The 26441-nt window shown below is 59.2% G+C and carries 26 protein-coding genes; 9 read left to right on the top strand and 17 right to left on the bottom strand.

What is annotated here, in order from left to right:
• Positions 1–4 precede the first annotated feature (4 nt).
• On the top strand, positions 5–1315 hold the full coding sequence (gene argA / locus FPL19_RS05435) for an amino-acid N-acetyltransferase (RefSeq protein ID WP_150911336.1): 1311 nt from the start codon (positions 5–7) through the stop codon (positions 1313–1315).
• Here argA and FPL19_RS05430 read toward each other — a convergent pair.
• Positions 1286–2368 (bottom strand): aminopeptidase, encoded by a 1083-nt coding sequence (locus tag FPL19_RS05430; RefSeq protein ID WP_150911334.1) that lies wholly within the window; start codon positions 2366–2368, stop codon positions 1286–1288. The genes argA and FPL19_RS05430 overlap by 30 nt on opposite strands.
• A 171-nt stretch (positions 2369–2539) precedes the next feature.
• Here FPL19_RS05430 and FPL19_RS05425 point away from each other — a divergent pair, with 171 nt between their 5' ends.
• A complete protein-coding gene (locus FPL19_RS05425) occupies positions 2540–6328 on the top strand; it encodes a DUF1631 family protein (RefSeq protein WP_150911332.1) in 3789 nt (1262 codons plus the stop codon).
• A 46-nt stretch (positions 6329–6374) separates the two neighbouring features.
• Positions 6375–7241: a phosphoribulokinase gene (locus FPL19_RS05420; RefSeq protein ID WP_150911330.1), complete on the top strand. Its 867-nt coding sequence runs from the start codon at positions 6375–6377 to the stop codon at positions 7239–7241.
• A gap of 21 nt (positions 7242–7262) precedes the next feature.
• On the opposite strand, the gene FPL19_RS05415 is transcribed toward FPL19_RS05420, so the two are convergent.
• The 3 genes from FPL19_RS05415 to FPL19_RS05405 form a co-directional block, all read right to left on the bottom strand.
• Positions 7263–8120 (bottom strand): pirin family protein, encoded by an 858-nt coding sequence (locus FPL19_RS05415; protein WP_150911328.1) that lies wholly within the window; start codon positions 8118–8120, stop codon positions 7263–7265.
• Between the two features lie 146 nt (positions 8121–8266).
• Positions 8267–9058: an adenosylmethionine decarboxylase gene (speD, locus tag FPL19_RS05410; RefSeq protein ID WP_150911326.1), complete on the bottom strand. Its 792-nt coding sequence runs from the start codon at positions 9056–9058 to the stop codon at positions 8267–8269.
• Positions 9059–9202: 144 nt separating this feature from the next.
• Positions 9203–9625 carry an OsmC family protein gene (locus FPL19_RS05405; RefSeq protein ID WP_150911324.1) on the bottom strand — a complete coding sequence of 141 codons (423 nt, stop codon included), beginning with the start codon at positions 9623–9625 and terminating at the stop codon, positions 9203–9205.
• Positions 9626–9895: 270 nt separating this feature from the next.
• Here FPL19_RS05405 and crp point away from each other — a divergent pair, with 270 nt between their 5' ends.
• The gene (gene crp / locus FPL19_RS05400) at positions 9896–10537 is read left to right on the top strand and encodes a cAMP-activated global transcriptional regulator CRP (protein WP_036132755.1); all 642 of its coding nucleotides are present in this window, start codon (positions 9896–9898) and stop codon (positions 10535–10537) included.
• A 33-nt stretch (positions 10538–10570) separates the two neighbouring features.
• On the opposite strand, the gene modC is transcribed toward crp, so the two are convergent.
• From modC to FPL19_RS05370, 6 genes are all read right to left on the bottom strand, one after another.
• Positions 10571–11650 carry a molybdenum ABC transporter ATP-binding protein gene (gene modC / locus FPL19_RS05395; RefSeq protein ID WP_150911322.1) on the bottom strand — a complete coding sequence of 360 codons (1080 nt, stop codon included), beginning with the start codon at positions 11648–11650 and terminating at the stop codon, positions 10571–10573.
• Positions 11647–12327 carry a molybdate ABC transporter permease subunit gene (gene modB / locus FPL19_RS05390; RefSeq protein ID WP_150911320.1) on the bottom strand — a complete coding sequence of 227 codons (681 nt, stop codon included), beginning with the start codon at positions 12325–12327 and terminating at the stop codon, positions 11647–11649. The genes modC and modB overlap by 4 nt, the downstream gene beginning before the upstream one ends.
• Positions 12324–13091 (bottom strand): molybdate ABC transporter substrate-binding protein, encoded by a 768-nt coding sequence (gene modA, locus FPL19_RS05385; protein WP_225314377.1) that lies wholly within the window; start codon positions 13089–13091, stop codon positions 12324–12326. Before modA ends, modB begins: the two co-directional genes overlap by 4 nt.
• Positions 13092–13106: 15 nt before the next feature.
• On the bottom strand, positions 13107–13904 hold the full coding sequence (locus FPL19_RS05380; RefSeq protein WP_150911318.1) for an SDR family oxidoreductase: 798 nt from the start codon (positions 13902–13904) through the stop codon (positions 13107–13109).
• An 84-nt stretch (positions 13905–13988) separates the two neighbouring features.
• Complete coding sequence (locus FPL19_RS05375) at positions 13989–14897, bottom strand: alpha/beta hydrolase (protein WP_150911316.1); 909 nt, start codon at positions 14895–14897, stop codon at positions 13989–13991.
• A gap of 42 nt (positions 14898–14939) precedes the next feature.
• Complete coding sequence (locus FPL19_RS05370; RefSeq protein WP_150911314.1) at positions 14940–15869, bottom strand: sterol desaturase family protein; 930 nt, start codon at positions 15867–15869, stop codon at positions 14940–14942.
• Positions 15870–16000: 131 nt separating this feature from the next.
• Between FPL19_RS05370 and FPL19_RS05365 the strand changes: the two genes are divergently transcribed.
• Entirely contained in the window at positions 16001–17002 is a 1002-nt protein-coding gene (locus tag FPL19_RS05365) for a helix-turn-helix domain-containing protein (RefSeq protein WP_150911312.1), read from the top strand.
• Here FPL19_RS05365 and FPL19_RS05360 read toward each other — a convergent pair.
• A complete protein-coding gene (locus FPL19_RS05360; protein WP_150911310.1) occupies positions 16992–17729 on the bottom strand; it encodes a glutathione S-transferase family protein in 738 nt (245 codons plus the stop codon). The two genes, FPL19_RS05365 and FPL19_RS05360, sit on opposite strands and share 11 nt — an antisense overlap.
• A 150-nt stretch (positions 17730–17879) precedes the next feature.
• On the opposite strand from FPL19_RS05360, the gene FPL19_RS05355 reads away from it, so the two are divergent.
• Together FPL19_RS05355 and FPL19_RS05350 are read left to right on the top strand one after the other, a co-directional pair.
• Positions 17880–18242 carry a hypothetical protein gene (locus FPL19_RS05355; RefSeq protein WP_150911309.1) on the top strand — a complete coding sequence of 121 codons (363 nt, stop codon included), beginning with the start codon at positions 17880–17882 and terminating at the stop codon, positions 18240–18242.
• Entirely contained in the window at positions 18215–18625 is a 411-nt protein-coding gene (locus tag FPL19_RS05350) for an META domain-containing protein (RefSeq protein WP_191965219.1), read from the top strand. The genes FPL19_RS05355 and FPL19_RS05350 overlap by 28 nt, the downstream gene beginning before the upstream one ends.
• Here FPL19_RS05350 and FPL19_RS05345 read toward each other — a convergent pair.
• The 4 genes from FPL19_RS05345 to FPL19_RS05330 all read right to left on the bottom strand — a co-directional run bounded on the left by FPL19_RS05345 (position 18600) and on the right by FPL19_RS05330 (position 22735).
• The gene (locus FPL19_RS05345; RefSeq protein WP_225314302.1) at positions 18600–19460 is read right to left on the bottom strand and encodes a substrate-binding periplasmic protein; all 861 of its coding nucleotides are present in this window, start codon (positions 19458–19460) and stop codon (positions 18600–18602) included. The genes FPL19_RS05350 and FPL19_RS05345 overlap by 26 nt on opposite strands.
• Positions 19461–19559: 99 nt before the next feature.
• A complete protein-coding gene (locus FPL19_RS05340; protein ID WP_150911307.1) occupies positions 19560–20618 on the bottom strand; it encodes a quaternary amine ABC transporter ATP-binding protein in 1059 nt (352 codons plus the stop codon).
• A gap of 11 nt (positions 20619–20629) precedes the next feature.
• Positions 20630–21664 (bottom strand): ABC transporter permease, encoded by a 1035-nt coding sequence (locus FPL19_RS05335; RefSeq protein WP_150911306.1) that lies wholly within the window; start codon positions 21662–21664, stop codon positions 20630–20632.
• 102 nt (positions 21665–21766) lie between these two features.
• Complete coding sequence (locus FPL19_RS05330; RefSeq protein WP_150911305.1) at positions 21767–22735, bottom strand: ABC transporter substrate-binding protein; 969 nt, start codon at positions 22733–22735, stop codon at positions 21767–21769.
• A gap of 305 nt (positions 22736–23040) precedes the next feature.
• Between FPL19_RS05330 and FPL19_RS05325 the strand changes: the two genes are divergently transcribed.
• Positions 23041–23658: a glutathione S-transferase family protein gene (locus tag FPL19_RS05325; protein WP_150911304.1), complete on the top strand. Its 618-nt coding sequence runs from the start codon at positions 23041–23043 to the stop codon at positions 23656–23658.
• 2 nt (positions 23659–23660) lie between these two features.
• Positions 23661–24275 carry a DUF4202 domain-containing protein gene (locus FPL19_RS05320; protein ID WP_150911303.1) on the top strand — a complete coding sequence of 205 codons (615 nt, stop codon included), beginning with the start codon at positions 23661–23663 and terminating at the stop codon, positions 24273–24275.
• Positions 24276–24331: 56 nt separating this feature from the next.
• Here the strand turns inward: FPL19_RS05320 and trpC are convergent, their stop codons facing one another.
• Both trpC and trpD read right to left on the bottom strand, forming a co-directional pair.
• A complete protein-coding gene (gene trpC / locus FPL19_RS05315) occupies positions 24332–25153 on the bottom strand; it encodes an indole-3-glycerol phosphate synthase TrpC (RefSeq protein ID WP_150911302.1) in 822 nt (273 codons plus the stop codon).
• A gap of 16 nt (positions 25154–25169) precedes the next feature.
• Entirely contained in the window at positions 25170–26198 is a 1029-nt protein-coding gene (trpD, locus tag FPL19_RS05310) for an anthranilate phosphoribosyltransferase (RefSeq protein WP_150911301.1), read from the bottom strand.
• Positions 26199–26441 lie beyond the last annotated feature (243 nt).

Here is a 26441-nt window from a genome sequence, read left to right as displayed (position 1 = left end):
CAGGTTGAAATCCAACGAATGGCTGCATGGGTTCCGCCACTCATCGCCCTATATTAATGCCCACCGTGGTCGCACTGTGGTGTTGAGCATTGGGGGCGATGCGATTGCCCATGACAATCTCATCAACATCATCCATGACATTGCCCTGCTGAGCAGCCTTGGGGTGCGACTTGTGGTGGCGTTTGGCGCGCGGCCGCAGATTCAGACGCGGTTGGATGCGATTGGGGCCGAGTCGGTTTTCCACCGGGGCCTGAGGGTGACACCGGAATCCCAGTTATTGCCGGTACTGGAAGCCATTGGCGGTCTGCGTGCCTACCTGGAAAGCCATCTGTCCATGGGTATGGTGAATTCGCCCATGCACAATGCCCGCATACGGGTCACCAGTGGCAACTACATGACGGCCCGGCCCGTGGGCGTGCTGGACGGTATTGATTTTGGCTACACCGGCCGGGTCCGGCGGGTAGATGTGACTGGCATTGAAAAACTTCTGGAGCTGGGCCACATCGTGCTGCTGCCACCCCTGGGCTATTCGCCCACCGGCGACGCATTTAACCTGTCCTATGAGGATGTGGGCGGTCAGGTTGCCGCTGCCCTGAAGGCGGAAAAACTGATCATGTTTACCGAAAACCAGGGCCTGCCGGAAGATGACGGTTCGCTGATCCGTGAACTGACTGCCAAGCAGGCCACGGAGCGCCTGTCTGCGGGTAAGGTTGAAGGGCATGATGGCGACCTGCTCAAGGCTGCCTGCGATGCCTGCGTGAAAGGAGTTCGCCGGGCCCACATCATCAGCTATGTCCAGGACGGTGCCCTGCTGGAAGAGCTCTTCACCCGGGATGGCTCCGGCACCCTGGTCAGCGGCGACAACTACGAGCAGATCCGTCCGGCGAGAGTGGAAGACATAGGCGGCATTCTGGGCCTGATCCAGCCCCTGGAGGAACAGGGCATACTGGTGCGCCGCTCCCGCGACATGCTGGAAACCGAGATCGGCTGCTACGTGGTGGCGGAAAGGGACGGCACCATCGTGGGTTGTGCCGCCCTGCACGCCTATCCGGAGGAAGGCGCCGGCGAGTTGTCGTGCTTTGCGGTAGACCAGGCCTATCGCCGTGCCGGACGCGGGGATGACATTCTGGCGATGGTCGAGAAGCTGGCCCGTGGTCAGGGTATCCAGCGTCTTTTCGCCCTGACCACGCAAACGGAACACTGGTTCCGGGAGCGCGGCTTCAGGCCGTCGTCGGTGCAGGAACTGCCGGGGCCGAAACTGGCGTCCTACAACGTCGAGCGAAAATCAAAGGTCTTCGTCAAACCGCTGGTTTAGTGCCTCCAGCCGCGCTATCCGCTGTGGTTTGTCCAGCTCCGCCAGGGCTTCCACCGCCCGGTAGAAGTCGTCAAACCTTCCGCCGGTTTCCCGCAGCAGTTGGCGAAACCCCGGTACATACTGGTTGTACTGGCGAAACAGCGCCAGGTTGGCGTTGTTGAGCGACGCAGGGGCAGCGCCGAAGGGCCCGGGCTGATCCCAGTGCTGCGCCAGAGCCAGATAGTCCCGTCGCAATTTCTCGAAAATGGCAGCTTTGCGCTGCCGCATCTGCGCGGTCGACAGACTGGCGTCGCGCTCATAAAGGGCTCGCAGTTCGTCGGTCGTTTCTTCAACAAGTTCCAGTGTCTGGTTGCGCTGGCGCAGCCGATCCAGGGCCTGATCGAAGCCGGCGGTGTCGCCGGTTTTCTGCAGCCAGGCCCGCAGACCTTCAAGCTCCACCGCTGTGGCGAAGCTTTCGTTGAAGGCTGTGTCCTCCGGGATATACACCACCTGGTGGGCCAGTTCATGGAATATCAGGGCAACCATTTCCGAATCGGATAGCCGGGTAAACCCGGAGTGCAGTGGGTCGTCAAACCAGCCCAGTGTGGAATAGGCCGTCACACCGCCGATGAAGGTGTCATAGCTGCGGTCAGCAAAATCGCGGGCTTCTGCCCGGGCATCCTCGAGATGGTAGTAGCCGCGATAGGCCTGGCAGCCGATCAGGGGATAGCACCACTGGTGGGCCTCCAGGGAAAACTCCGGAACAGCCACCAGATTCACAAGGACCCAGGGACGGTCCAACGACGTATATTCAGAGAACGCATCGCCTACCGGCAGGTGCAGGTTTTTCCCGGCGAACTGCCGGGCCTGCTGAGACAAACGCAGTTTGGCTTTTAGCGGCCCGGGCGTAGATGGGGCGTCCAGCCAGTCCTCAACCGGTTCGGTGGCCATCATCAGTGACAGGTGCCCGGCGGCCGCCTGGTGATAGTAGCCAAGGGAAGAGCAACCGGAAAATATTGTGAAACAGATCACTATAAGTAGCGTAAGGGGATAGATCTGACTAAGCTGTCTCATGGGTCTGGCGGTTCTTTTGTGGCCGGCTGGACCAGTGGGCACGGAATCTGTTTCACGCTACCATAATCGGCCAGGTGGCATTGATTTATCCGTGTTCAGGGAGTCCCGGCCGGTGACCAGAATCCTGACATCCCAATGGGTCACCGGAGTTTACCAATAATCAGGTAGTTCATGGATCCGAAAGAACGTCGTTCGAGCCCCCGTAAGCCCATAAAACTTGCGGCCCAGCTGGATCTGGGCAATGGCCAGACCTTGCCCTGCCAGATTGCAGACTTCTGCGCGGAAGGTCTGTTCGTACGCTATTCCGGCGATACCGCCAGGAAGCTGGACCAGCTTCTGAAGAGCCCGTCAGCAAGGGACCTGTTGGTTCGTTTCCGCAGTACGGACGGCCGTCAGCGCCACGAGTTGAACGTGGATGTGCGGCGCCGCATCGACGGTGCCATGGGCGTCAGTTTTAACCGGTCAAATCCTGCTGCCATTGATGCTCTGCTTGCCATGGTGGGAGCGAACCGGGAGCAGGACCGGGTGTCCCTGAAAGCTCCAAGTGACCGGGTGCAGTTTGTACTGCATCAGGCGGCCAAAGCTGTGGTTCAGTATATCGAGCCGCTGATGGACGCAGCCCTGGTCCAGATGATTGCTACCCTGAAAGAATCAGCCCAGAAGGCGGGTAACAACCAGCAGGCGAATGAACTGATGGATGCCGCCGGGCAGGTGGAAGCCCGTCAGCGGGTGATCTGGCACCAAATGGCGAAGAGCCTGGAATCCCCGCTCAAACCGGCCCCTAAAGGTGCTCCCGGGGCTGAACTGTCGGTGGTGGACAAGGGTGAATTCGAGGATTGGCTGACGCTGCGGGTAATGGTCACCAAAGCTGACACCCAGTATCGCGGCGATCTGCTGCAGTTGAAGCTCAGGCTCGACAAGCTGGGGGTTTCCAACGCAACGGGGCATCACAATCCGTTAGGCCCCGGGCTTATCTGCGAGGCGTTTCACGCCGGCCTGACCCAGCTCAAGGTAAACCGCGAGGTAGAAAAGATCTGCCTGCGGGTATTCGATAAATCCGTGCTCAAGCATCTGGAGCCCATGTATCAGGAGCTGAACAATATCCTGATACGCCACGGTGTATTGCCGGACCTGGATCTGACCAAATACCTGAGTGAGCAGCCCTCGCAGAAGTCACAGCCAGAAACAGAGCAAAAACAGAAACCGCAAGCGCAACCGAAAGAGCGCGTGGCGGAGTCTGAAAATGCCGGAGCTGACGGAGCGCCAGAGGCAGATGAAACCGGGCCCCGGGAAACGTCACCCCGCCGGCGTTTTACCGGGCCGTCTCGCTCTTCCTCTGAGTTCCGGGGCTATTCCTCTGCGGCCAAGACTGCCTTTGCCACGGTCAAAAGCCTGCTGGGTACACTGACTTCCAGCCGCATTGCCCGGGGTGACCCCGAGCCGGTGGAATTTGCCCCCGGCGCCCGCGAACTTTCTGCCGGCGAATTCCACAGGCAGCTTCAGAAGATGCAGGCGGAGCCGGCACCGACTGAGGCCGAAACCACGTTGCGCAAGCGTGTTGTCGAGCGCGTCAAGGAAGACGGTGAGCATGCCCTGGGTCAGGAACATCAGGCCACGCTGGATGTGGTGGACCGGTTCTTCAGCAGTGTAGTGGAAAGCCCGAAACTGAGCACCTATGCCCGGGAGCGAATGCGCTCGCTGGAGGTACCGGTTCTGAAAGTGGTTATGCGTGATCCGGAGTTTTTCGAAGACCGCGACAGCCCGGTCCGGGGCGTGATGGATCGCCTTGCCCAGCTGGGGGTGAAAGGAGGGCGAATTAACCCGGTTGTCCAGCGCCGCATCGATGAGCTGATCCAACGGATCAACACGGATTTTGAGCAGGATACCGGTGTTTTCGAAAACGCCGTGGGCGAGCTGGACATGCTGATTGACCGGCAGAATCTGGTCTACCGCCGTAATGTGGAAAGGGTAACGGCCGCGGCAGAGGGCGCCCAGAAAGTGGCCGAATCCAAGCAGGCGGTGGCCGGCGTTCTCGATCAGAAGCTGGGTGGTCGCAAGATCCCCCGAGCGGTCCTGAGCTTGCTGGACGGAGGCTGGCGAGATCTGCTGTCGCTGACCTGGATCCGCCAGGGAGAGGACAGCCCGCTCTGGCAGGATTACCTGTCGGTGGTCGACTCGCTGATGACCTTTGCCGACGACCCCCAGAGCGACATCAACCTGCCGGAACTGCTTCGGGTAATCCAGGACGGACTGGCCTCGATCTCCAGCAACCACATGCCGTCGTCGCAGATTCGGGACGAGCTGAAGCAGTTTCTGGTGCGTAGCCCCTCCGAGCCGCCTGAACTGGTAGAGGTACCGGTCGCCAAGCCGAAAGAGAAAAGCGAGCAGGCTGTCTCCGAGCGGGAGCAGCGTAGTCTGCAGCGCTGGATTAATCGTGCCCAACAGCTGCGCACCGGTGACTGGATGCGGGATCAGGACAAGCCCGACGAGCCCCAGTACATTCGCCTTGTCTGGGTGGCTCGTGGCTTCAGCCGGTTTGTGTTTGTAAACCATCAGGGCATGCGAGTGGTGGAGCTTGAACTGGAAGCGCTGGCCCAGAAGATGCGCAAAGGCATGATCGTGCCGGACAGCCAGTACGAGCGGCCGCTGGTGGATGAAAGTATCGATCGCATGGTCAAGAAGGTCTACGACCAGCTGTCCTGGGCATCGACCCACGACGACCTCACCGGCCTGCTGGGTCGCCGGGAGTTTGAACGCATGCTGGAACAGCAGCTGGCGATCCGCGAAGACGAGCGTGCACTGGTTCGGCTGGATCTGCGCCAGTTCCGGTTGTTGAACGACACCGCCGGCTACCAGGCCGGGGACCAGGCCCTCAAGCAGGTGGCCGATATTCTGCGCAGCCACGTGGGCGACGGCATGCCGTTGGCGCGCCTGGCTGGGAACGAGTTTGCGCTGATGCTGCCAGCGGAGAACTCCCTTGAGGGCGCCCGGGGAATTATCGAGGCCATCGAGAAAACCGAGTTCAAGTTCGACAGTGGCAGCTACCACCTGTCAGCCAGTGCCGGGCTGGCGGCTGAAATGCCGGGGCTGACGGACGCGGAACGCTGGCTGAAGGCGTCCGAAGAGGCCCTCAAACGAGCGAAAAAACGTGGACACGGCAAGGTTATTGAGTATTCCATGGATGCCCACGACCAGGCGCGCCAGGACCAGATTGCCGCCAAGGTGGCCAGCCTGGGGGATCTGAACGAGGAACGGATGCTGCTGCGGTGCCAGAAAATGATCCCGCTGCATGCGGACACCACCATGTCGCCCCAGTATGAAATCCTGATCAGCATGTATGACGACAGCGGCAACCTGATCACCGGAAAGGATTTTGTCCGCATGGCCGAGCGCTATGACCGCATGCAGGCGGTGGATCGCTGGGTGGTGGGCCACGTGCTGGACTGGCTGCGGGACAAGGCGCCGGACCCGGCCCATATGGGCGGCATCTGCATCAACCTGTCAGGGCATTCGCTGAATGACCAGTCGCTGATGGAGTTCATCTACGACAAGCTCAGCCAGAAAGACGCGCCGATCGAGCGGATCTGGTTTGAGATTACCGAGGCCTCGGCGATCAATGACCTGCAGAGTATTTCCGAGTTCGTGGAAGAAATGAAGGAACTGGGCTGCCGTTTCTGCCTGGGAGATTTCGGCACCGGGCCCACGTCTTTCCAGTTCCTGCGCAGCTTGCCGGTGGACCTGATCAAACTCGACAGCGCGTTCACCCGTGAGCTGGACAAGAGTGAGACCGACCGGGCCATGGTCAAGTCGATGATCGATATGGCGCACTACATGAAACGCGAGGTAATTGCGTCTCAGGTGGAAACCCGTACAGTACTGGATATGCTGACCAGTCTGGGCGCCGATTACGCTCAGGGCTTTGTGATTGAAAAACCACGATTGCTCAGCAGCCTCGACTGAGAGCTGGACAGCGACTCTTGATTGCTACCTCGGACGCCCTAGCACCATGTCAAAACGCCATCCGATCATTGCAGTTACCGGCTCCTCCGGCGCGGGTACCACCACCACCGGCCGCATATTCCGCCGGTTGTTCGCCAGCGAGTCGCTTCACGCCGCCATGGTCGGGGGTGACAGCTTTCACCGGTACAGTCGGGCACAGATGGCGCGCCTGGCTGCCAAGGGCCAGTTCGGGGAGCGCAACCACTTTGCCCTGGCCGCCAACCATATCGACAAGCTGGAAGCGCTGTTCTATGACTACGGCCACACGGGCAACGGCCAGTATCGCCAGTACGTCCATGACGAAGACCGGCAGTTGATCGCCGAAGGCTTCAAGCCCGGCACTTTTACCCCCTGGGGGCCGCTGGCGGCGGATACCGATCTTATGTTCTACGAGGGCCTGCATGGCGGGGTGATCAGCGACACCTACAACATTGCCCAGCACGTGGACTTGCTGGTAGGCGTGGTGCCGATTGTCAATCTGGAGTGGATCCAGAAAATCCACCGGGATACCAACATCCGGGGCTATTCCCAGGATGCGGTGGTGGAAACCATAATCAATCGCATGGACGACTACGTTCACGACATCGTGCCGCAGTTCTCTCATACTCATGTGAATTTCCAGCGCATTCCGCTGGTGGATACGTCCAATCCGTTTGTGGTGAGGGATGTGCCCACCGAAGACGAGAGCATGGTGGTGATCCGCTTTCGGGACTCCTCCGAGGTGGACTTTCCCTATCTGCTACAGATGATTGCCGGCAGCCATCTGTCCCGGTACGACACGCTGGTGATACCGGGCACAAAACTGTCATTGGCCATGGATCTGATCATGCGCCCGATGGTACTGGAGCTGATGGCGCACAAGCCGTTCGCCTGAGCGCCAACGGCGAGTCCACATTCAGGCTGTCAGCCGGCCATCACGGTAATCCTGTAGCGTCTGCTCGATTTCCTCGCGGCTGTTCATTACGAACGGGCCGTACTGCACCACCGGTTCGCCAATCGGCCGGCCGGCGATCAGCAAGACCCTGGCGCCTTCAGTGCCTGCTTTTAGCTCGATGCGGTCGCCATCGGACAGGATGTGGGCAGACGAGCGCGCCAGTTCCTCGGTGCCGTTATCGGTCTTCAGCCCGGCGCTGCCCTCATAGAGATAGACCAGGCCGGCCAGGCCCTGCGCCACCGGCAGTTGCACCTCGCCATTGGCCGGAAGATGAATATCCGCATATAGGGGCTGGGTGGAACCGCCGGTCACGGCGCCTTCATGAACCTCTTCCCCGATAGACAGCGAACCGGCGACCAGTTTGACCCGAGCATCCCCGAGGGGCAGGTCCGGTATTTCCTCCGGCTGGATATCCCGGTAACCGGCCGGTTTCATTTTCTCCGCGGCCGGCAGGTTGAGCCAAAGCTGGAAGCCGCGCATCTGACCGGATTCCTGCTGGGGCATTTCCGAGTGCACAATGCCGCGCCCGGCCGTCATCCATTGCACACCGCCGTTTTTCAGGTTGCCACGGTTACCCAGGTGGTCCTCGTGCAGCATGTGCCCTTCGATCATGTAGGTAACGGTTTCAAACCCGCGGTGGGGGTGGGACGGAAAACCGGCAATGTAGTCCTGGGGCTGGTCCGAGCCGAACTCGTCCAGCATCAGGTAGGGGTCGAGCCGGGTGTGTGGGCTCTGGCCCAGGGAGCGTTTGATGCGCACACCGGCGCCGTCCGATGTTTCCATCGCAGCAATGCGGCGGGTAATGGATCTTGATAACATGGCAGTCTCCTTGTTCAGCAGATAATGCTATTAGAGGCTATGACCGGCGATCTATAAAACGAAGAATTCTGGAGAGGGCCATCAAAAAAACTGACGGTTCCGGCCCTGGGGGATCGAAGGCTGGCCGGAACCGGTTTGCGGGGGCGCTATTCGACGTTGCGGGAGTAGAAAATCTCGAGCATCTCGCGGCGCAGGCGGTCCTCGATGGACTGGGCTTCCGCCGGGTCCAGATCCTCTGCGTTTACTCCGAACACATAGTTATCCAGCTTGAAGTTCTTGAGCATCATCTTGGTGTGGAACATGTTCTCCTGATACACGTTGACGTCAATCATCTGGTAGGCGTTCTGGGTATCCTCGGTCAGATAGTTCTGAATCGAGTTGATGTCGTGGTCGATGTAGTGCTTCCGGCCGTCGACGTCGCGGGTGAAGCCGCGGACGCGGTAATCGACGGTGACCACATCGGAATCAAAACTGTGGATCAGGTAGTTCAGTACTTTCAGCGGCGAAATCAGGCCACAGGTGGACACGTCTATGTCTGCCCGGAAGGTGCTGATGCCCTCATAGGGGTGGCTTTCCGGGTAGGTGTGAACCGTCACATGGCTCTTGTCCAGGTGCGCAAGGATGGTGTCGGGCAGGGGGCCGGGTGATTCTTCGTTGTCCGGCTCGCCGTCGCTGATCTCGTGTTCGGCAATCAGCATGGTGACCGACGCACCATGGGGCTCGTAGTCCTGGCGGGCAATATTCAGCACGTTGGCGCCGATGATCTTGACCACGTCTGTCAGAATCTGGGTCAGGCGCTCGGCATTGTACATCTCATCGATATAATCAATGTAGGCCTTACGTTGCTCTTCGGTCTGCGCGTAGCAGATGTCGTAGATGTTGAAGCTCAGCGATTTGGTCAGGTTATTGAAACCATGAAGCTGTAGTTTGGATTCCATGTTCAGCCTCCCCCCAGGAGTTCGGAATAGTCCGGAGTCAGTCGAATGTCAGTGGTCATGGTTGCGTGCCATGTCGCTCATGCCGGCCGGAAAAGCCGCGTATTATGCACACTGGCGCTTGCGTTGGGTAGAGCCAATCCTGCCTCAGGACGCGGCCCGAACTTCGTAACTGTGGGTGATTTCCACACCGCCTTTTACCAGCATGATAGACGCTGAGCAGTATTTTTCAGCCGAAAGGCTGACGGCGCGCTTTACCAGGTTTTCTTTCAGGCCATTGCCGGTGACCACAAAGTGCAGGTGAATCCGTGTAAACACCGAGGGCACAGCCTCTGCCCGTTCGGCTTCCAGCTCGGTATGACAGTCGGTGACATCCTGGCGACTCTTCTGGAGAATGCTCATGACATCGAACGATGAGCAGCCACCCAGTCCCATCAACACCATCTCCATGGGACGGGGCCCCTGGTTTTTTCCACCGTGATCCGGTGGCCCGTCCAGCTGGACGGCGTGCCCGCTTCCACTGGTTGCTTTGAAGCCGGCATTCCCGGTCCAGTCTATGGTTGCTTTCATCCGCAGCTACTCCGGTAAATTCAGGTTTTACTGGTCACGGATGCTAGCATATCGACCTGCTGGCGGGCAGTGGTGGATAGGCAGTATGGACAGCCCTGCTAAGAGGGAGGTAGGGCAGAACCATGGATCTGGGCTATACTGTTTGCAGTTGCCGAGGCAGGCCCTTCTTGTTATAAGGTCCGCTCATTCATGAAAAGCCCGCAAGGAAAGCAGGGTAAATAACAACAATTCCTGAATTCCCGCCAGTTCTAAGGAGGCATGTCCCGCACTATGGCTACTATCGTCAAGCCGGTTGAGCAAAAAACCAAGCACCTGGACTATTTCCTGTCCCAATGCCATCGCAGGCGCTATCCCGCCAAAAGCACGATTATCTACGCCGGTGACAAAAGCGATTCCCTGTTTTACATCGTGAAGGGATCGGTGACCGTCATTATTGAGGACGACGACGGCCGCGAAATGATCATGGCCTACCTCAACGCCGGTGATTTTTTCGGTGAGATGGGGCTGTTCGACAATATGGATTCCCGTAGCGCCTGGGTTAAGGCCAAGAGCGAGTGCGAAGTGGCTGAAATCAGCTACACCAAGTTCCGGGAAATCGCCCAGCAGGACCCAAGGGTGCTGTATTTCATCGGCGAGCAGATGGCCTCGCGCCTGCGCCAGACCACCCGCAAGGTTGGCGATCTGGCGTTTCTCGACGTTACCGGCCGAGTTGCCCGTACCCTTCTTGATCTTTGCAAGGAGCCGGACGCCATGACCCACCCGGACGGCATGCAGATCAAGATCACCCGCCAGGAAATCGGCCGTATTGTGGGCTGCTCCCGGGAGATGGTGGGGCGCGTACTGAAGACCCTGGAGGATCAGGGCCTGGTCCGGGTTAAGGGTAAAACCATGGTTGTCTACGGCACCCGTTGAGCCAGCAGGCAGGCGGGCCGCCCGGGCCCGCCGCTATTCGATAATCGCCACACTCTTGATCTGAAGCCACACGCTGGCGCCTTCCTGTAACCCCAGTTGCTGCACCGACCGTGAGGTCACCTTTGCAAGAAAGGGCGTTCTGCCCGCCAGCAGGCGCAGGGTGCTCACACCCGTGTCCTGTTGAGGCACTATGTCCGTGACCCTTGCCGCCAGAACATTCTGAATGCTCTGGTCGTGGTGCGGATTAAGGGCAATGCTGACGTCCTTCGCCATGACCCGCAGCCGCACCTCAGTGCCCGGCTCCAGCCCCTGATGATCCCGCAGCCAGAGTTCACCGCCATCGAACCTGGCCAGACAAAGGTGCCACTGCGGGTCCTGTTGGCTGATCCGGGCGGGCACAACCACCGACGCACCTTCTCGTAGCGCCAGCGTCTCATCGGGTTGTGCCAGCATGGCCTGAAGGCCGCCTTCCGACATCACTTTGCCTTTACGCATGATCACCAAATGGTCCGCCAGACGGGCCACCTCGCTCACCGAGTGGGAGACGTAGACCATGGGGATATCCAGGTGTGCGCGTAAGCTCTCAAGATATCCCAGAACCTCGCGTTTGCCGGGTTCGTCGAGTGCCGATACCGGTTCGTCCAGCAAAAGCAGGCGGGGGCTTGTCAGAAGTGCACGGCCTATGGCCACGCGCTGCCGCTCGCCGCCTGAGAGACTCTCGGGCCTGCGTTTCATCAGGGGCGCCAGCCCCAGCCAGGAGACGACCTGGTCTGGGGCAATCCGGCGCTCGGACTCCGGTACGCGGCGGTAGCCGAACAACAGGTTGGCTTCCACCGACAGATGGGGCAATAGGCCGGTTTCCTGAAAAACATACCCGAGTGGGCGCCTGTGGGTCGGCAGGTTCAGGTTCCCGTCCTGCCACAGCGAGCCATTGACCCGCATCAGGCCTTCTCCGTCCTGCAGGCCGGCCATGCATCTGAGAAGCGTCGTTTTACCGCAGCCGGAGTGGCCGAAAATGGCGGTGACGCCCGAGCCGGGCAGCGTCAGGGATACGTCCAGGTGAAAGCTGCCCAGCTGGGCCTTGAACTGTGCCTGAACCTGACTCTCTCTCATGAATGCAGGCCCCGCTCACTGATGCGTCCGTTAATCAGGTAGAGGGTCATTAGCACCAGGAATGAGAAGGCCAGCATGCCGCCGGCCAGCAGGTGGGCCTGACCGTAGTTCAGGGTTTCCACATGATCGTAGATTGCCACGGACAGCACCCGGGTTTCACCGGGGATATTGCCGCCGATCATCAGCACCACTCCGAACTCGCCCAGGGTGTGGGCAAAGGTCAGCACCGCCGCCGTCAGAAAGCCCGGGCGGGCCAGGGGAATCACCACGGTGAAGAAACGGTCCAGCGGCGATGCCCGAAGGGTCGCCGCCACTTCCAGCAACCGGCCGTTGACCGTGGAAAAAACGTTCTGCAGTGGCTGGACGGTAAACGGCAGCGAATAGAGTACCGAGGCAACCACCAGGCCGGCAAAAGTGAAAGGCAGGGTGCCCAGTCCCAGCCACTGGGTCAGTTGGCCGACCGTGCCCTCAGGCCCCATCAGCAGCAACAGATAAAAGCCCAGCACGGTTGGTGGCAGTACCAGCGGCAGGGCAACCACCGCGGCAACCGGCTGGCGTAGCCAGTGCTTGCTGCGGGCCAGCCACCAGGCCAGCGGCGTGCCGATCACCAGCAGCACAGTGGTGGTGATGGCGGCGAGCTTGAGTGTCAGCCAGATTGTCGACCATTCCGGGGTCATAGTGATTCCGTCAGATCATAGCCGTGGCTGCGGATGATGGCCCGCGCCTCGGGCGATTTCAGAAAAGTCATCCAGGCCAGCGCCGCGGGGTTGTCCCTGGCCCGTTCCAGCAACGTGGCCTGCTGGATAATGGGCTCGTGCAGATCAGTAGGCACTCGCCACACGGATCCGTCCCGATTTTCGGTTAGCAGCTGTGTCAGCGCAATAAATCCGCCCCTGGCATTGCCGGTGGCAACGAACTGGAACGTCTGGGCGATGGATTCTCCCCGCACCAGCCCGGCCTCAAGCTGCTGCCACAAGCCGAGTTTTGTCAGGGCCTGTTGCGCCGCCAGGCCATAGGGCGCCGTGGCCGGATTGGCAATGGCCAGAGGCCGCTGGAAACTGCCGGCCAGGAAGGCCTCGGGATCGGAAAAGGCATCCGGGTCGGGGCTCCATAGGGCAAGACGGCCGATGGCATAGGTAAAACGGGTGTCGGGCTCGGTTAACCCCAGGGCTTCCAACCGTTCCGGGCGCCACTGATCGGCGGCCATGAACACGTCAAAGGGCGCGCCCTGGCGGATCTGGGCGTAGAGCTTTCCCGTCGAGCCATAGCTGATAACAATACTGTGCTCTGTGGTCTGTCTGAAGAGGTCAGCAAGAACCTGGGTGGTGGCAAAGAAATTGGCGGCGACGGCCAGCCTCGCTTCTGCCCCGGTCGCGAGGGCCGGGACAAGCACCAGAGCCAGGATCAGCCCGCGGAACATGGAAAATCCGGTCTTTACCATCACAGCCACAGTCGGTCAGTTCTGCTTCTTGGCCATCTTGAACATCATTTCCGGAGCCAGGCGTTTGACCCAAAGGGCAGCCATTTCCTTGCCTTTGCCCACCGGAATTTCGCGTTGGCCCTTGTCCAGACCTTTGACAATGACGTCCGCACATTCGCCGACATCCATGCCGCCGGCAATGTCCTCGTCTTCTTCGCCGAACGCGGAGCCATCGGCGGCCAGGGCGTTACGGGAAATGTCGGTGCGGATGAAGCCGGGGGTGATGGTGGACACCAGAATGCCGTCGTCTTCCACTTCGGCCCGAAGGGCGTCAAAGAAGCCCATTACCGCATGCTTGGCAGCGCAATAGCCGGTGCGCATGGGCACGCCAACTTTGCCGGCCACGCTGGCGGTCACCGCAAGATGGCCGGAACGGCGTTCCAGCATATGGGGCAGCACCGCCTTGGTCAGGGCAATCTGGCCCATCACATCCACGTCCATCAGCCGCTGGTAGACCGATAGCTCGGTATCCTTGCACAGGGATCGCTGGGATACCCCGGCATTATTGATCAGCATATCAATCTGGCTGTAACGCTCGAGCACTTCCGACACCTTGCCAGGCAGCGCGTCCAGCTCGGTCACGTCCAGCGGCAGCACAAACAGATTGGCTTCCGCGGCTCCGGAGTCGATGCAACGCTGCTTTACCCGTTCAAGTTCCGATTGCCGCCGGGCCGACAGCACCAGCCGGGCATTGTCCCGGGCAAAACGCAGGGCCAGGGCCTCACCGATGCCGGACGAAGCACCGGTAATCCAGACGACTCGATTGGTAAACATGGGCGGCTCCCGTTGTGAAAACCCGTTTTAGCATAGGGTGTGGAATAGCGTAGGGGTGATCTTAGCGTTCCGGAGCGGTCGCCGTCATGGTTTTGCGGGCAACAGACACTGATAAATGTGATTCCACACCTCGTCGGCTACGGTTTCGTTCACCAGTTCATGACGGGCGCCCGGGAATAGCCGTTCTGAAACCACCCTGACGCCCGCCCTGCGGAGGTTGGCAATATGACGGTTAAAGCCCTTGCCCATTTCACCCACCGGGTCCTGGTCGCCCGCCATCAGGTTGACGGGCAGGTCCTTGCGCCACTGGGCCGGGTTCAGGCTCAGCATGCCACCAATAAAGTCGGTCCAGAGCCCGACGGTGCATGAGAAGCCGCAAAGCGGGTCGTTTTCATAGCGGTCCACGTGGGAAGGATCACGGCTTAGCCAGTCGTGGCCGGTCCGGTTGGGTGCAAATTCCTTGTTGAAGGCGTCGAAGGAGAGGGTGTCGATCAGCGGGCTGCGATGGTGCTTGCCCCGCAACAGCTTAATCAGCTTTACCAGCCCGAGATAGGGGGCGAGCTTGAGGCGGTCAATACGGTTGGTGGCACATAGCAGCAGGTTATCAATCTGCTCGCCGTATTGCTGCACATAGGCCTGGGCAATGAACGATCCCATGCTATGTCCGAAAAGACTCAGGGGACGATCCGGGTATTCTGATCGGGCGTGCTGAATCACCAGCGACAGGTCGTCAATCACCTTCTGCCAGCCGTCCTTATCGGCGTAATGGCCCCGGTTTTCCGGCGGGCAATGGGGGCCGTGGCCCCGGTGCTGAATGGCGTAGACTGCAACACCACGTTCGTTCAGCCAGTGGGCAAGCGGCTCATAACGGGCGGCGTGTTCGGCCATGCCGTGCGCAATGACCAGAACCTGGCTGGCCTGGTCCGGAATCCAGCACAGCAAAGGGATGCGATGGCTGTCCGTGCTGGCAATAAAGCGTTCCTGTGCGTTCATTGGGGTCAGGTCCGTCTGTGTTTTTATTGGAGAGGATGAAGTCTACCGGGAACCGCCTTTGCGTTGCCACTCCGGCGGTTTCCAGAGGTGTTTCAGCTTCTGGGCAAGCGGTCCTGGCCGGGCCATATCCCGGAACATATCCCGGTATTCGTGGGTCCAGAGTACCAGCAGGTTGTTGGACGGGACCGGGGTGGTAATGCCGTACTCCGGTGGCGCCTGTTCGTCTTCCGCCACAAAGGTGCCGAACAGCCGGTCCCAGATAATCAGGGTGCCGCCGTAATTGCGATCAATATAGCCGGGGTTCCGGCCATGGTGCACTCGGTGATGGCTGGGGGTATTGAACACCATCTCAACAGGCCAGGGCAGTTTGTCGATCACGGTGGTGTGAATGAAGAACTGGTACACCAGCGACAGGGCATAGGCCACGCCGATCCAGACCGGGTTGAACCCGATCAGCGCCAGGGGCAGGTAGAAGGTCCAGTTACCGTTGAAAATATTGGTGGCGTTCTGGCGCATGGCAGTGGAAAAGTTCATCCGCTCAGAGGAATGGTGAACCACATGGGCCGCCCAGAACCAGCGAACCCGGTGGCTGCAACGGTGCATCCAGTAGAAGCAGAAATCGACCCCGATAAAGGTCAGCGCCACGGTCAGAGCGTTCAGCTCCAGATCCAGCAGCCGGAAGTGATAGCACAGGGCGTATACCGGAAACGCGATTAGCCCGGCAAAGAGCAATTCGGTGGTCTGGTAGCCGGCGCCGAGGGCAAAATTGCGAATCGCTTCCCGCACGTCCATTTTTGCCGGGTTGTGGCGAATCCGGAAATATTCCCAGACCGCAACGGCGATAAAGACCGGCGTGGCAATCATGAAAATCAGCTGGCGTTCGTCCAGTGCCAGCCACGGGGCCAGGGTCTGCCAGAGCGTCAGCAGTCCGCTCTCGTTCAGGGCATTGGTCATCATGTCTATCAGGGTCATGACGGGGAAGTCTCATGGTTGTTCGTAGACCGTCAGTGTCGCGCGGGCTTATCCAGTAGAATTGACAATACACGCCATAAAATTGACTATTCATGTCATCTGCCGGAAATTCCGAACGGGAGCACAAAACAGTGGCAAGCGTCATACGCGTAACCGGCGCCTGGACCGGGCTTTTGAAGGACTGGCTGGACCAGCAAAAGCTGGAGGCGGAAACCCTGCGACCCCAGCTGGCCCGCTGGTCGACCCAGGACAATGTGCCGGTGGAGGTGTGGCGGCGGATGCTGGCGGATGGCCTGGCCCTGGCACGTCACCGGCCAGCACCGGAGCTGGAAGTTGGGGCGTGCGTGACGCCACGTCATGTGGGCGTTCTGGGCTACCTGGTGCTGGCCACCGATACCCTGGGCGAGGCCATGCTGGCGTATCAGCGCTACGAAACCCTGTTTTACGGTACCAGCCTGGCGGAAATTGGTAACACGGAAAGTGAGGCGGAAATCCGATGGCCCGCCTCAGACAATGAGCTGGGTCAACAGGCAGACGGCGTGGCGATAGCGGCGCTGGTGACTTTTCTGCGCCGCCAGATCGACCAGCCGCCTCCACCGTCGGGCATCAGCTTTCTCCACGATGTGGATTCGCAAACGGCCCGCGCCTATGAGACGTTTTTCGGCTGCCCGGTAACCTGGAACGACCGCTATGTGCGGGTGCGTTTCCCGCTTGAATATCTGGGCCTGCCCATGCCCCGGCGTGACCCCACGCTTCGGCGGCTGCTCGACAGGCAGGCCCGGGCCATGCTGCAGGCGTTGCCCCAGAGCTCTGAATCGGACCGGCAGATGCAACGGGTGGTATTACGCATGCTGTCGGACGGGGAGCCCACTCTGGCCCGGGCTGCGGCGGCCATGCATATGTCGCCGAGAACCCTGCAGAGGCGGCTGGCCCGCCACGGGCTGAGCTGGCAGCAATGGCTGGATCGCAGCCGGGAACAACTGGCTCACCAGTATCTGGAAGACCCGTCGCTGACCCTGGCGGACATTGCGCTACTGCTCGGGTTTTCCGAGCAGAGCGCGTTTAACCGGGCCTACCGTCGCTGGACCGGTCGATCACCGGGACGGGACCGGAGGCAGGGGTTTACCGGTTAGCGAGGTAAAGGTCTTCCAGAGTCTGCAATTGGGGCTGCCATTGGGCCAGCCAGTCCCGCACGGGTTCGGGAATACGTTTCGGCTCGGGCCAGGGCACCGGGTATTGCGGCGGCTGAAACATGGGCGCGAGAAACGCCGCGGCGGTCAGGTCCGCCCGGCTAAAGCTGCCACCGGCCAGGAAGGGGGATTTCTCATAGGCCCCGGCCAGTTCGGTCAGGTAACGCTCCATGATCTCGCGGGACGTGTTGGCGGTTTTTTCGTTGATCTTCATCCATTTGCGCATGATTTCATCCACCCGGCTGAACGCCAGCCGGATAAGATAGCGGTTATAGAAGGGCGTACCCGCTGTCAGCATGGGCGTCACCACTTTCGGGCGCTGCAGGAAATAGTGGTAGGCAAAACAGCGAACCGCGGGCCCCAGTTCATCATCCATGCGCTGCTCCCAGGCCAGAGCCTGTTCACGGGCGGCAGGGTCAGACGGGGTCAGCGGGCGTTCAGGGAAGGTCTCCTCCAGATAGTCGATAATTCGGGCGGAACCCTGAACGCAACGGCCATCGTGGACGATGACCGGCACCGAGGAGGCGTCCGCGCCCAGCTTTTTAAGGGCATTCACATGCTGGCCGGGAAGAAGGTTGACCGTCTGGTGGTTAATGCCCTTGAAATCCAGCGCCCAGCGGACTTTTTCGCAGTAATGGGATATCGCAAACTGATAGAGTTGAAGAGCCATGGACAAGAGCCTCCTTGCAGTCAATTAGTGGCACAAGAGTAATGCCTTCTGGCGGGAAATGGTATGGATTCCGGGGCTGGCTGAAGTAGACTTCCGTTCACTGACACTCAGTGGCACTACCACAGGCAGGTTGAAAAGGAGATTGACCGAATGAAAGCAATTCACGCACGGGTATTGGTGGGCTTGTTGCTGGCAACCGCACTGGCGGGCTGCTCTTCCAGCCCGGAAAAGCCGCCGGAGATTTCCGGGGCCGGGGAAGCGGGGGGCATCGATAAGCCGTTCAGGGCGACAGGAAACGAGCCTTTCTGGCACGTGATCATCGAGCCGGGCCAGCTTGTACTGGAGCGCCCCTCATTGCCCATCGAAGAGCTGCGCTACCAGACTGTCGACAAGTCCGGAACGGGTCGCCGTTTCAGGGCCTCCCGCGAGGGCCTGGTCATTGAGGTAGTCACCGCGCCCAGCTCTGCCGGGACTCGATGTCCGGCATGCCCCATCCATACCAGGTGCGTCTGATTCTCAACGGTGACATGACATCGGGGTGCGGTGGCGACCCCAGGCAACTGCTTACCGGCACTGAATGGGATGTCGAGGACATCGCCGGTCGCGGTCTGGAAGAAAAATCCCGTGCCACCCTGGAGTTCATGCCGGATGGTCGTATCCACGGCACCGCCTCCTGCAACCGATACACCGGCAACTGGTCCCTGACCGGTGCCACTATCGAGATGGGAAAACTGGCGTCGACACGCAAAGCCTGCCCTTCGCCGTTAATGGATCAGGAGGATCGGTTTCTGCGCCTGCTTGAGTCGGCCCGGACTTTCGATATCAGCGCTCAGGGGGCGTTGGTGATTACCTCCGTCAATGGCGCAAAACTCAGGGCGCTTCCGGCCTCGCGCTAAGGCCGTAGCTGTTCAGAATGGCGTTTATACGGCCATTGTCGATCAGTGCCCGGGTGCCTTCAGATAGCAGCCGGGCCAGCTCGTCGGAGTTGCTGAGTGCAGGCGAAAAGGCAACATAGGAGAGGGTTTCGCCGACTTGGCCGGCTCTGCGGGGCCGGTCAATTTCCGGGTTGTTGCGGACCGCCCAGTCCATCACGTAATCGTCTTCGGCAAACAGATCTCCCCGCTGCTTTTCCAGCAGACTCAGGGCACGTTCCAGCGGTGCCGGGCCAGACAAAATCCAGATTCTTTCCCGGTTTTCCCGGTTGTTATCGATATAGGCATCCAGTTCGGCTGTGTAGGAATAACCGTTGATGGCCAGCAGGTTCCGGTTTTCCAGGGATGCAATTCCGGTGTAGCGCCAGTCGCTGTCGGGGCTGGTGTAAAGACCGATCGAAGCGCGACCCTGCGCCACATCCGGGAACACAAAATCCGGTGCGTCCGTCCTGAAGGCGCCCACCACGCCATGCACTTTGCCCTGGCGCGCCATTCTCAGCGCTCTTGCCCAACTGATATTGCGGTATTCGAGGGTGTAACCGGCCATCGCCAGAGCTTCCCGGGCGATGTCCACCATGTAGCCTTTCTGGGGGGCATCGACGGCGCAGTTGTGGGGGCACCAGGGATCGGCTACCAGAACAATCTGGCGGTCTGTCTCGGCGGGCGTTGGAATTTCAGGAGGTGGTTCAGGACTGGATATGTTTTCAGGCAGCACATCCTGTGTGGCTGTCGGCTCGTCAGCCCCGAAACAGCCACTCAGTAGTGCGAGGATGATCAGAAACGTCAGGATTCTGCACATGATCTCTGTCGGTGTTGCCTCTGCCTCGAGGCCATAATTCCATTGTAGACCCGACCGGACTGTGCGACCAGAGCTTTCCAAACACCTGGCGTGCCTTTACTAGAGCTGTGCGCGCTCACTGCTGTCTGACGCTTCCGTGGGAACCAGCGCTTTTACCAGAACCTTCATGTCCAGCACGCCGACCTGGTTGCCTTTGCGAGTAACCCGATATACCAGGTCCGTGTTGCCGTTGGATTTGGCAATGACCGACTCCAGGTTGTCATGCTCTGACACATCCCCGGCGCATTCCGATGGTGCATCCTTCGTTCTTTCCATCACCGAGCGAACCCGCAGCACCCTGGCGCGGTTGATATCCGAAATAAAATCAGTAATGTACGGATCGTTCGGATTCATCAGTATTTCCTGGGGTTCGCCCTGCTGCACCACGTGGCCGTCCTTGAGGATGACCAGGTGGTCGGCCAGTTTCAGGGCCTCGTCCAGGTCATGGGTGATGAACACGATGGTTTTCTGCAGCTCTTCCTGGAGTTCCAGCAGCAGATCCTGCATATCGGAACGGATCAGCGGATCGAGGGCAGAGAAGGCCTCGTCCATCAGCATGATGGGGGAATTGGAGGCCAGCGCCCGGGCTATGCCCACCCGCTGCTGCATGCCGCCGGACAGTTCGTGGGGATACTGGTCGCCATTGCCCTCCAGTCCCACACGGGCCAGCCATTTCCGGGCTTCCGACTCGAAGTCCTCCACCCCGAAGCCCCTCACTGAAAGCGCCATGCCGGCGTTTTCGAGTACCGTGCGGTGGGGCAGCAGGGCAAACTTCTGGAATACCATGGACATGCCTTCGCGGCGCAGTTTGCGCAGACGCTCTTCATCAAAGTCGAGAACGTTTTCGCCGTCGAGAATGATTTGCCCCGAGGTCGGTTCAATCAACCGGTTCAGGTGGCGGATCAGGGTGGACTTCCCGGAGCCGGACAGTCCCATGATCACCGTGATTTCGCCTTCCTGCATGTCTACGTTGATGTCTTCCAGGCCCAGCACATGCTTGTGTTTTTCCAGCAGCTCGGGCTTGCCCATGCCGCGCTTGACGTACTCCAGGGCGATCTCCGGTTCACTGCCAAAGATCTTGTAGAGATTCTTGATGGATATTTTGATGTCCCGGTCCACGATTCGCTCCCTTATTGTTTCTGCGAGGCGTTGATACGCGCCAATGAGGCTTTGGTGACCCGGTCAAGAATCACGGCCAGGATAACAATGCCCAGGCCGGCCACCAGGCCCACGCCCAGTTCCAGGTTGCGGATGCCCTGAAGCACCAGCACACCGAGGCCGGGTGCCGACACCAGCGAGGCGATAACCACCATCGCCAGGCTCATCATGATGGTCTGGTTGACGCCGGCCATGATGTTGGGCAACGCCAGCGGGATCTGCACCTTGAACAGCTTCTGGCGGCTGGTCATGCCGAAGGCGTTGGCCGCCTCCATCACGTCTTTGTCCACCAGCCGTATGCCAAGGTTGGTCAGACGGATGACCGGCACGATGGCGTACAGAATAATCGCGATGCCATACAGTTTCGATTCGGTCACGCTGAACAGGAAAATCAGCGGAATCAGGTACACGAAGGGCGGCAGTGTCTGCAGCATATCGAGCACGGGAACCGTCAGCCTCTGCATCATGTCGCTACGGGACATGGCAATGCCGATGGGTACACCAAGTAGCACGCACAGGAAAGCGCAGACAAATATGATGGCCAGAGTCTGCATGGCGTATTCGTAGTAGTCGATAAAGGCCAGCAGGCAAAGACTGCCAGCCACGAAGCCGACCAGCTTCCAGGATTTGGTAACAAACAGAACCACCGCCAGCAGCAGCGGAATAACAATCCACCAGGGAGCATTCACCATGGCGTAGAGGGTGCCATCCAGAGCCCAACTCAGGGGCTGGGTAATCGGATCCAGTACAATGCTCAGGTTGTCTTTGACCGCAAGGAAACCTTCTTCAAGGCCCTTGGTCAACTCTCGGGATTTGGGAAAGGCCGCACAGGCATCGTTGAGCGCATCCATCGATGGAAAAGGCAGCTCCCAGATGGACACTTCCTGTGTTTCCGTCCCTTTTGATTTGTTAAGCAATGCAGCCATGGACATGGGCGCGTCGCTCGAGCCCTCGGCACACCAGTCTTTTAGCCCGAGCGAAGAAAATAAAAAGTCGTAGGTAGCCATGAGAGGTCAGTATCCGTTCCACATTCAGAATGAGGTATCGCGTATGACTTTTTCCAAGCCAGACAGAAGAAGAGCCGGCGAACCGGCTCTTCTCTGGGGCTTTTACTCTCCGATCACGGAGGCAAGGTTCTGTCTGGCCGAGTCATTCAACCAGGCGGACCACACGTCACTGTTGTTGCTCAGGAAGTAAACGGCCGCCTCTTCAGCAGAGGCATTGTTTTCGTCCATCCAGGCCAACAGGGCACTCATGGTCGAGGTCTTGAAGGTCATGTTGCTCATCAGCTCGGCGATTTCCGGCTCGCGATCACTGAAATCGGTGGTGACCGAGGTCAGGATGGTCGCCGCCGGGAAATCGGAAACGCCCGGGTTCTCGACGTCCTGGGTCTGATTGCGCTGGTGTACCTCAGGCTTGACCTCACCCAGATCCACGCGGGTCATGTCGTACTTGCCGAGCGGTACGGTCGGTCCCCAGTAGTAGCCGAACCAGGGCTCTTCACTCTGCACGGCGGATGCCATGGAGGTAGCCAGGGTTTCACCGGATCCGTGGTTGAACACCTCGAGACCGGATTCTTCCAGATCCAGGGCGCGGACCAGGTTGTCACTGACCACCCGGCAGCCCCAGCCACTGGGGCAGTTGTTGAAGCGGCCGCCTACCAGTTCAGGGTTAGCCATAACGCCTTCAATGGTGGTCAGTTCCGGATGCTTCTCGGCCAGATAGGTTGGAATCCACCAGCCTTCAACGCCGCCCGGGTCCAGAACCTCGGCTACGCGCTTGATCTTGCCCTGCTTTTCAAGCTCCAGGTAAGCTTCGCCGGCGGAGTTCAGCCATAGCTCGGTGACGATATCCGGCTCTCCGTTTTCCGCAACAGAGGTGACGGCAGGAACGGTGTCAGAGGGAACGATAGTCACCTCGCATCCATAGCCCTGTTCCATAAGAAACTTGGCGGTGGCTGTTACCACAGCGTTGGATGCCCAGCCCATTTCGGTGATGGAAACTTCACCGCAATCAGCTGAAGCGAGTGAGGGTGCTGACAGTGCGCACAATAGCGCTACAGGCGTTAGCTTTCTCATAGGAATGCTCCTTTTGGGGTTTTCGGAGTGCGACATTGTGTTAAAAGACTGTCGCAAGAAGGGAGGCTGTATCCTGAATCGGATACAACGGGAAGACTGGATTCTGTGCGGAATTGAGGATTCAAATCGTTTCGTTCCGGTTACAGCTCACCTTTTAGAGTAATGATCCTGACAAGAGTTACAAGCTATTCATGTAAAACGTTACTACAGAGCAAATGCTTATTCCGCTTTGCTTGACGCCTCGGCGATAGGGCGTCAGTCTTTCCGTCAGACCGGTTTTTTCCGATAGTTTGGAGTCTAAAACAATGAAAATTTTTGAAACCAGTACCGCCCCCAACCCCCGTCGTGTCCGCATGTTCATGGCCGAGAAAGGATTGCTGGACGAGGCGGAGTTCATTCAGATTGATCTGCAGAAGGGTGAAAATCTGACTCCGGAATACGCGGCGAAAAACCCCATGAAAAAGGTGCCGGTGATGGAACTGGATGACGGCACCTGTATTTCGGAAACCATGGCAATCTGCCGCTATTTCGAGGAAAGCTATCCGGATTCGCCCACGTTGCTCGGCAATACACCGCTGGAAAAAGCGCAGGTGGAGCAGTGGCTGCGTTGGATCGAGTTTTCGTTTTTCATGCCTACCGGCATGTGCTTCCAGCACACCAGCGGCTATTTCAAGGATCGCATGAATCCGATCAAGGAATGGGGTGAGGAATGCGGGAAAACCGTGGAGAAATTCATGGGGTTCCTGGACAAGCATCTGGAAGGCCGGGACTTCATCTGTTGCGATCGGTTCACGGCGGCGGACATCAATGCCTTTACAACCATGGCGTTTGCACGGGTGGTGGATATCCGCATCCGTCCTGAGCAGGAGAACCTGAAAGCCTGGTTCGAGCGCATAAAGGAACGTCCCTCATCGAAGGTGTGATTATGAGTACCGAGCAGCCTCTTGCCTGTGCATTGAATGCCATTGATTCTGCCAACAAGGCGGACCCCAATCAGGAGCAGGTTGATGGGCAATGGCTGCCCAAGGAATACGCCTACAGTCTGCACATGACCCGCTGGCTGTTCGAGCTGGAGCCCGTGCCCTCCCCACGCATGCAGGTGGCCTGCCGGGCCCAGCACATCGAACGCTGGACCATGCCCCGCAGTGATTTCCCGGAGGGCCGCAAGGCCTACTACCAGTGGCGTCAGGCCTGCGGTCGGATGCACGGTCGTCGGGCGGCGGAAATCATGGCGCAGTGTGGTTTTCCGGAGGATGAGTGTCAGCGGGTGGAAACCATTCTGACCAAGCGGGAGTTGCGCCAGGATGAGGACACTCAGCTGCTGGAAGATGTGGCGTGCATGGTGTTCCTTGAGCGTTATTTTGCTGATTTCTATGAGCAGAAGGTGGATTACGACCGGGAGAAGTGGCTGCGTATCGTGCGCCGGACCTGGGGCAAGATGTCCCATCGGGGGCATGAGGCGGCTTTGAAGCTGGCGGAGGGGATGCCGCCGCATCTGTTGGCGTTGTTGCGGGAGGCTTTGGCTGATCCTGAGGGCTAGTTCTGGCCCGAGCCTCGGGGGAACCTCGCAAAAGCCAGGGTCGAGGCAGGAACGGGCTAGCGTTCTGGAAAGAAAAACTCGCTCAGTCTTTTTCCTGGTTCCTCTGCCCGCATGAACGATTCACCCACCAGAAAACCGTAGATACCCCGCTCTGTCATGGCGTTCACATCATCAATCGTCATGATGCCGCTTTCGGTAATGGTTAACCGGTCTTCCGAAATCCGGTGATGCAGTTCGAAGGTGGTATCCAGGCTGACATCAAAGGTGTGCAGGTTGCGGTTGTTGATGCCGACCAGGGGTGTTTTCAGCGTCAGCGCATCGTCCAGTTCCACGCCGTCATGCACTTCCACCAGAACATCCAGCCCGATGTCGTGGGCGATGCCTTCCAGTTCCTGCATCTGGTCACGGGTCAGGCAGGCGGCGATCAGCAGGATGCAGTCGGCGCCGATTGCGCGGCTCTCGTACACCTGATAGGGCGCCACCATGAAATCCTTGCGAATCACCGGCAGGCTGCAGGCGTTGCGGGCGGCTTTGAGGAAGTCTTCATGGCCCTGGAAGAAATCCTGGTCAGTGAGTACTGACAGGCAGGCCGCGCCGCCTTGTTCGTAGCTTTCAGCAATAGCGGCCGGTTCAAACGGGTCGCGAAGGACGCCTTTGCTGGGGGAGGCCTTTTTGATTTCGGCGATGACGGCGGGGGTTTTGGCGTTGATGCGTGAACGCATGGCATCAGCAAACCCGCGAGCAGCTGGCTGGTCGCCGGCCATGGCTTTCAGGTCGGCGATGGATAGCCCGCGTTTGCGCTCGTCAATTTCTTCCCATTTCCGGTCAACAATTTTCCGGAGAATCGTGGGGGTTTTGTCCAGGTGTCTTTCAGTCATTTTCAGGCCTGTTTAATCAGAAGCACTGGGAGAAGTCGGCAAGTTCCGACATCTTGCCAGCAGCAAGCCCAGAGCCCATGGCATCGAGCGCCATGTCGACACCAGCAGTTGGGGTCTTGGCCAGCCCGGCGACATAAATCGCCGCTCCGGCATTGAGAGCAATAAGGTCACGGGCCTTCTCGGCCATTTCGTCGTGACCCCGGCCAAAGGCGGCTTTGATCAGTTTCAGTGAATCGTCTGCGGTATCAACGGTCAGGCCGACCAGCGATTGGCTCTTGATGCCAACGTCTTCCGGCGTCATGTCGTACTCGGTAATCTCGCCATCCTTAAGTTCGGCTACATGGGTAGCACTGGCAAGGCTGATTTCGTCCAGGCCGTCTTTGGCGCACACCACCATGATGTGCGTCGCGCCGAGGCGGTAAAGCACTTCGGCCATTGGGCGACAGAGCTCCCGGTTGAACACGCCAACCAGCTGGCGCTTGACGCTGGCGGGGTTGGTCATTGGGCCAAGGATATTGAAAATGGTGCGGCAGCCCAGTTCCTTGCGCGGGCCAATGGCGTGTTTCATGGCGCTGTGATGGGCGGGCGCAAACATGAAGCCAACGCCGATCTGTTCCACGCACCGGGCCACTTCTTCCGGCGCCATCTGCAGGTTGATGCCCAGCTTTTCCAACAGGTCGGCACTGCCGCTTTTCGAAGAAACTGCCCGGTTGCCATGCTTGGCCACAAAACCGCCGGCGGCAGCCACGACAAAAGACGCAGCGGTGGACACATTAAACAGATTGGCCCCGTCACCGCCGGTGCCAACAATGTCCACCAGCGGCTCGGCATTCACGGTGACCTTGGTCGCCAGCTCACGCATCACCTCGGTGGCGCCGGCGATTTCGTCAATGGTTTCACTCTTCAGGCGCAGCCCCATCAGAAACGCCCCGATCTGCGCATCGCTGGCCTCGCCTTTCATGACGATCCGCATAACGTCCTTCATTTCCTCCGTGGATAAATCCAGGTTGGAGGCAATGCGGTTCAGTGCTTCTTTCATGTCCATTCGTGGGCCCCTTGGGTCAATCTGCTTCTTGTATTCTGTGTTTGGTTCTAGCTTAGCAAGTTCCTGGCTAGTGTAGGACCTCTTGCTCGGTCAGCCCTCTGGCCTGGGTGCATGGCCGCTGGGTGGGATAGCTACTTCGCAAAATCGCCTCAAGACGTCCCTGTGCGGCTCGGGCTCCGCCATCCATGGCTCCGCACGGTTTGGGAAGGCGATCCCCCTCGTTGACCGAATCCAGATCCAGCC

Source organism: Marinobacter halotolerans (genome assembly GCF_008795985.1).
GTDB classification, from domain to species: domain Bacteria; phylum Pseudomonadota; class Gammaproteobacteria; order Pseudomonadales; family Oleiphilaceae; genus Marinobacter; species Marinobacter halotolerans.
This window is presented reverse-complemented; position numbering and strand designations above follow the sequence as displayed.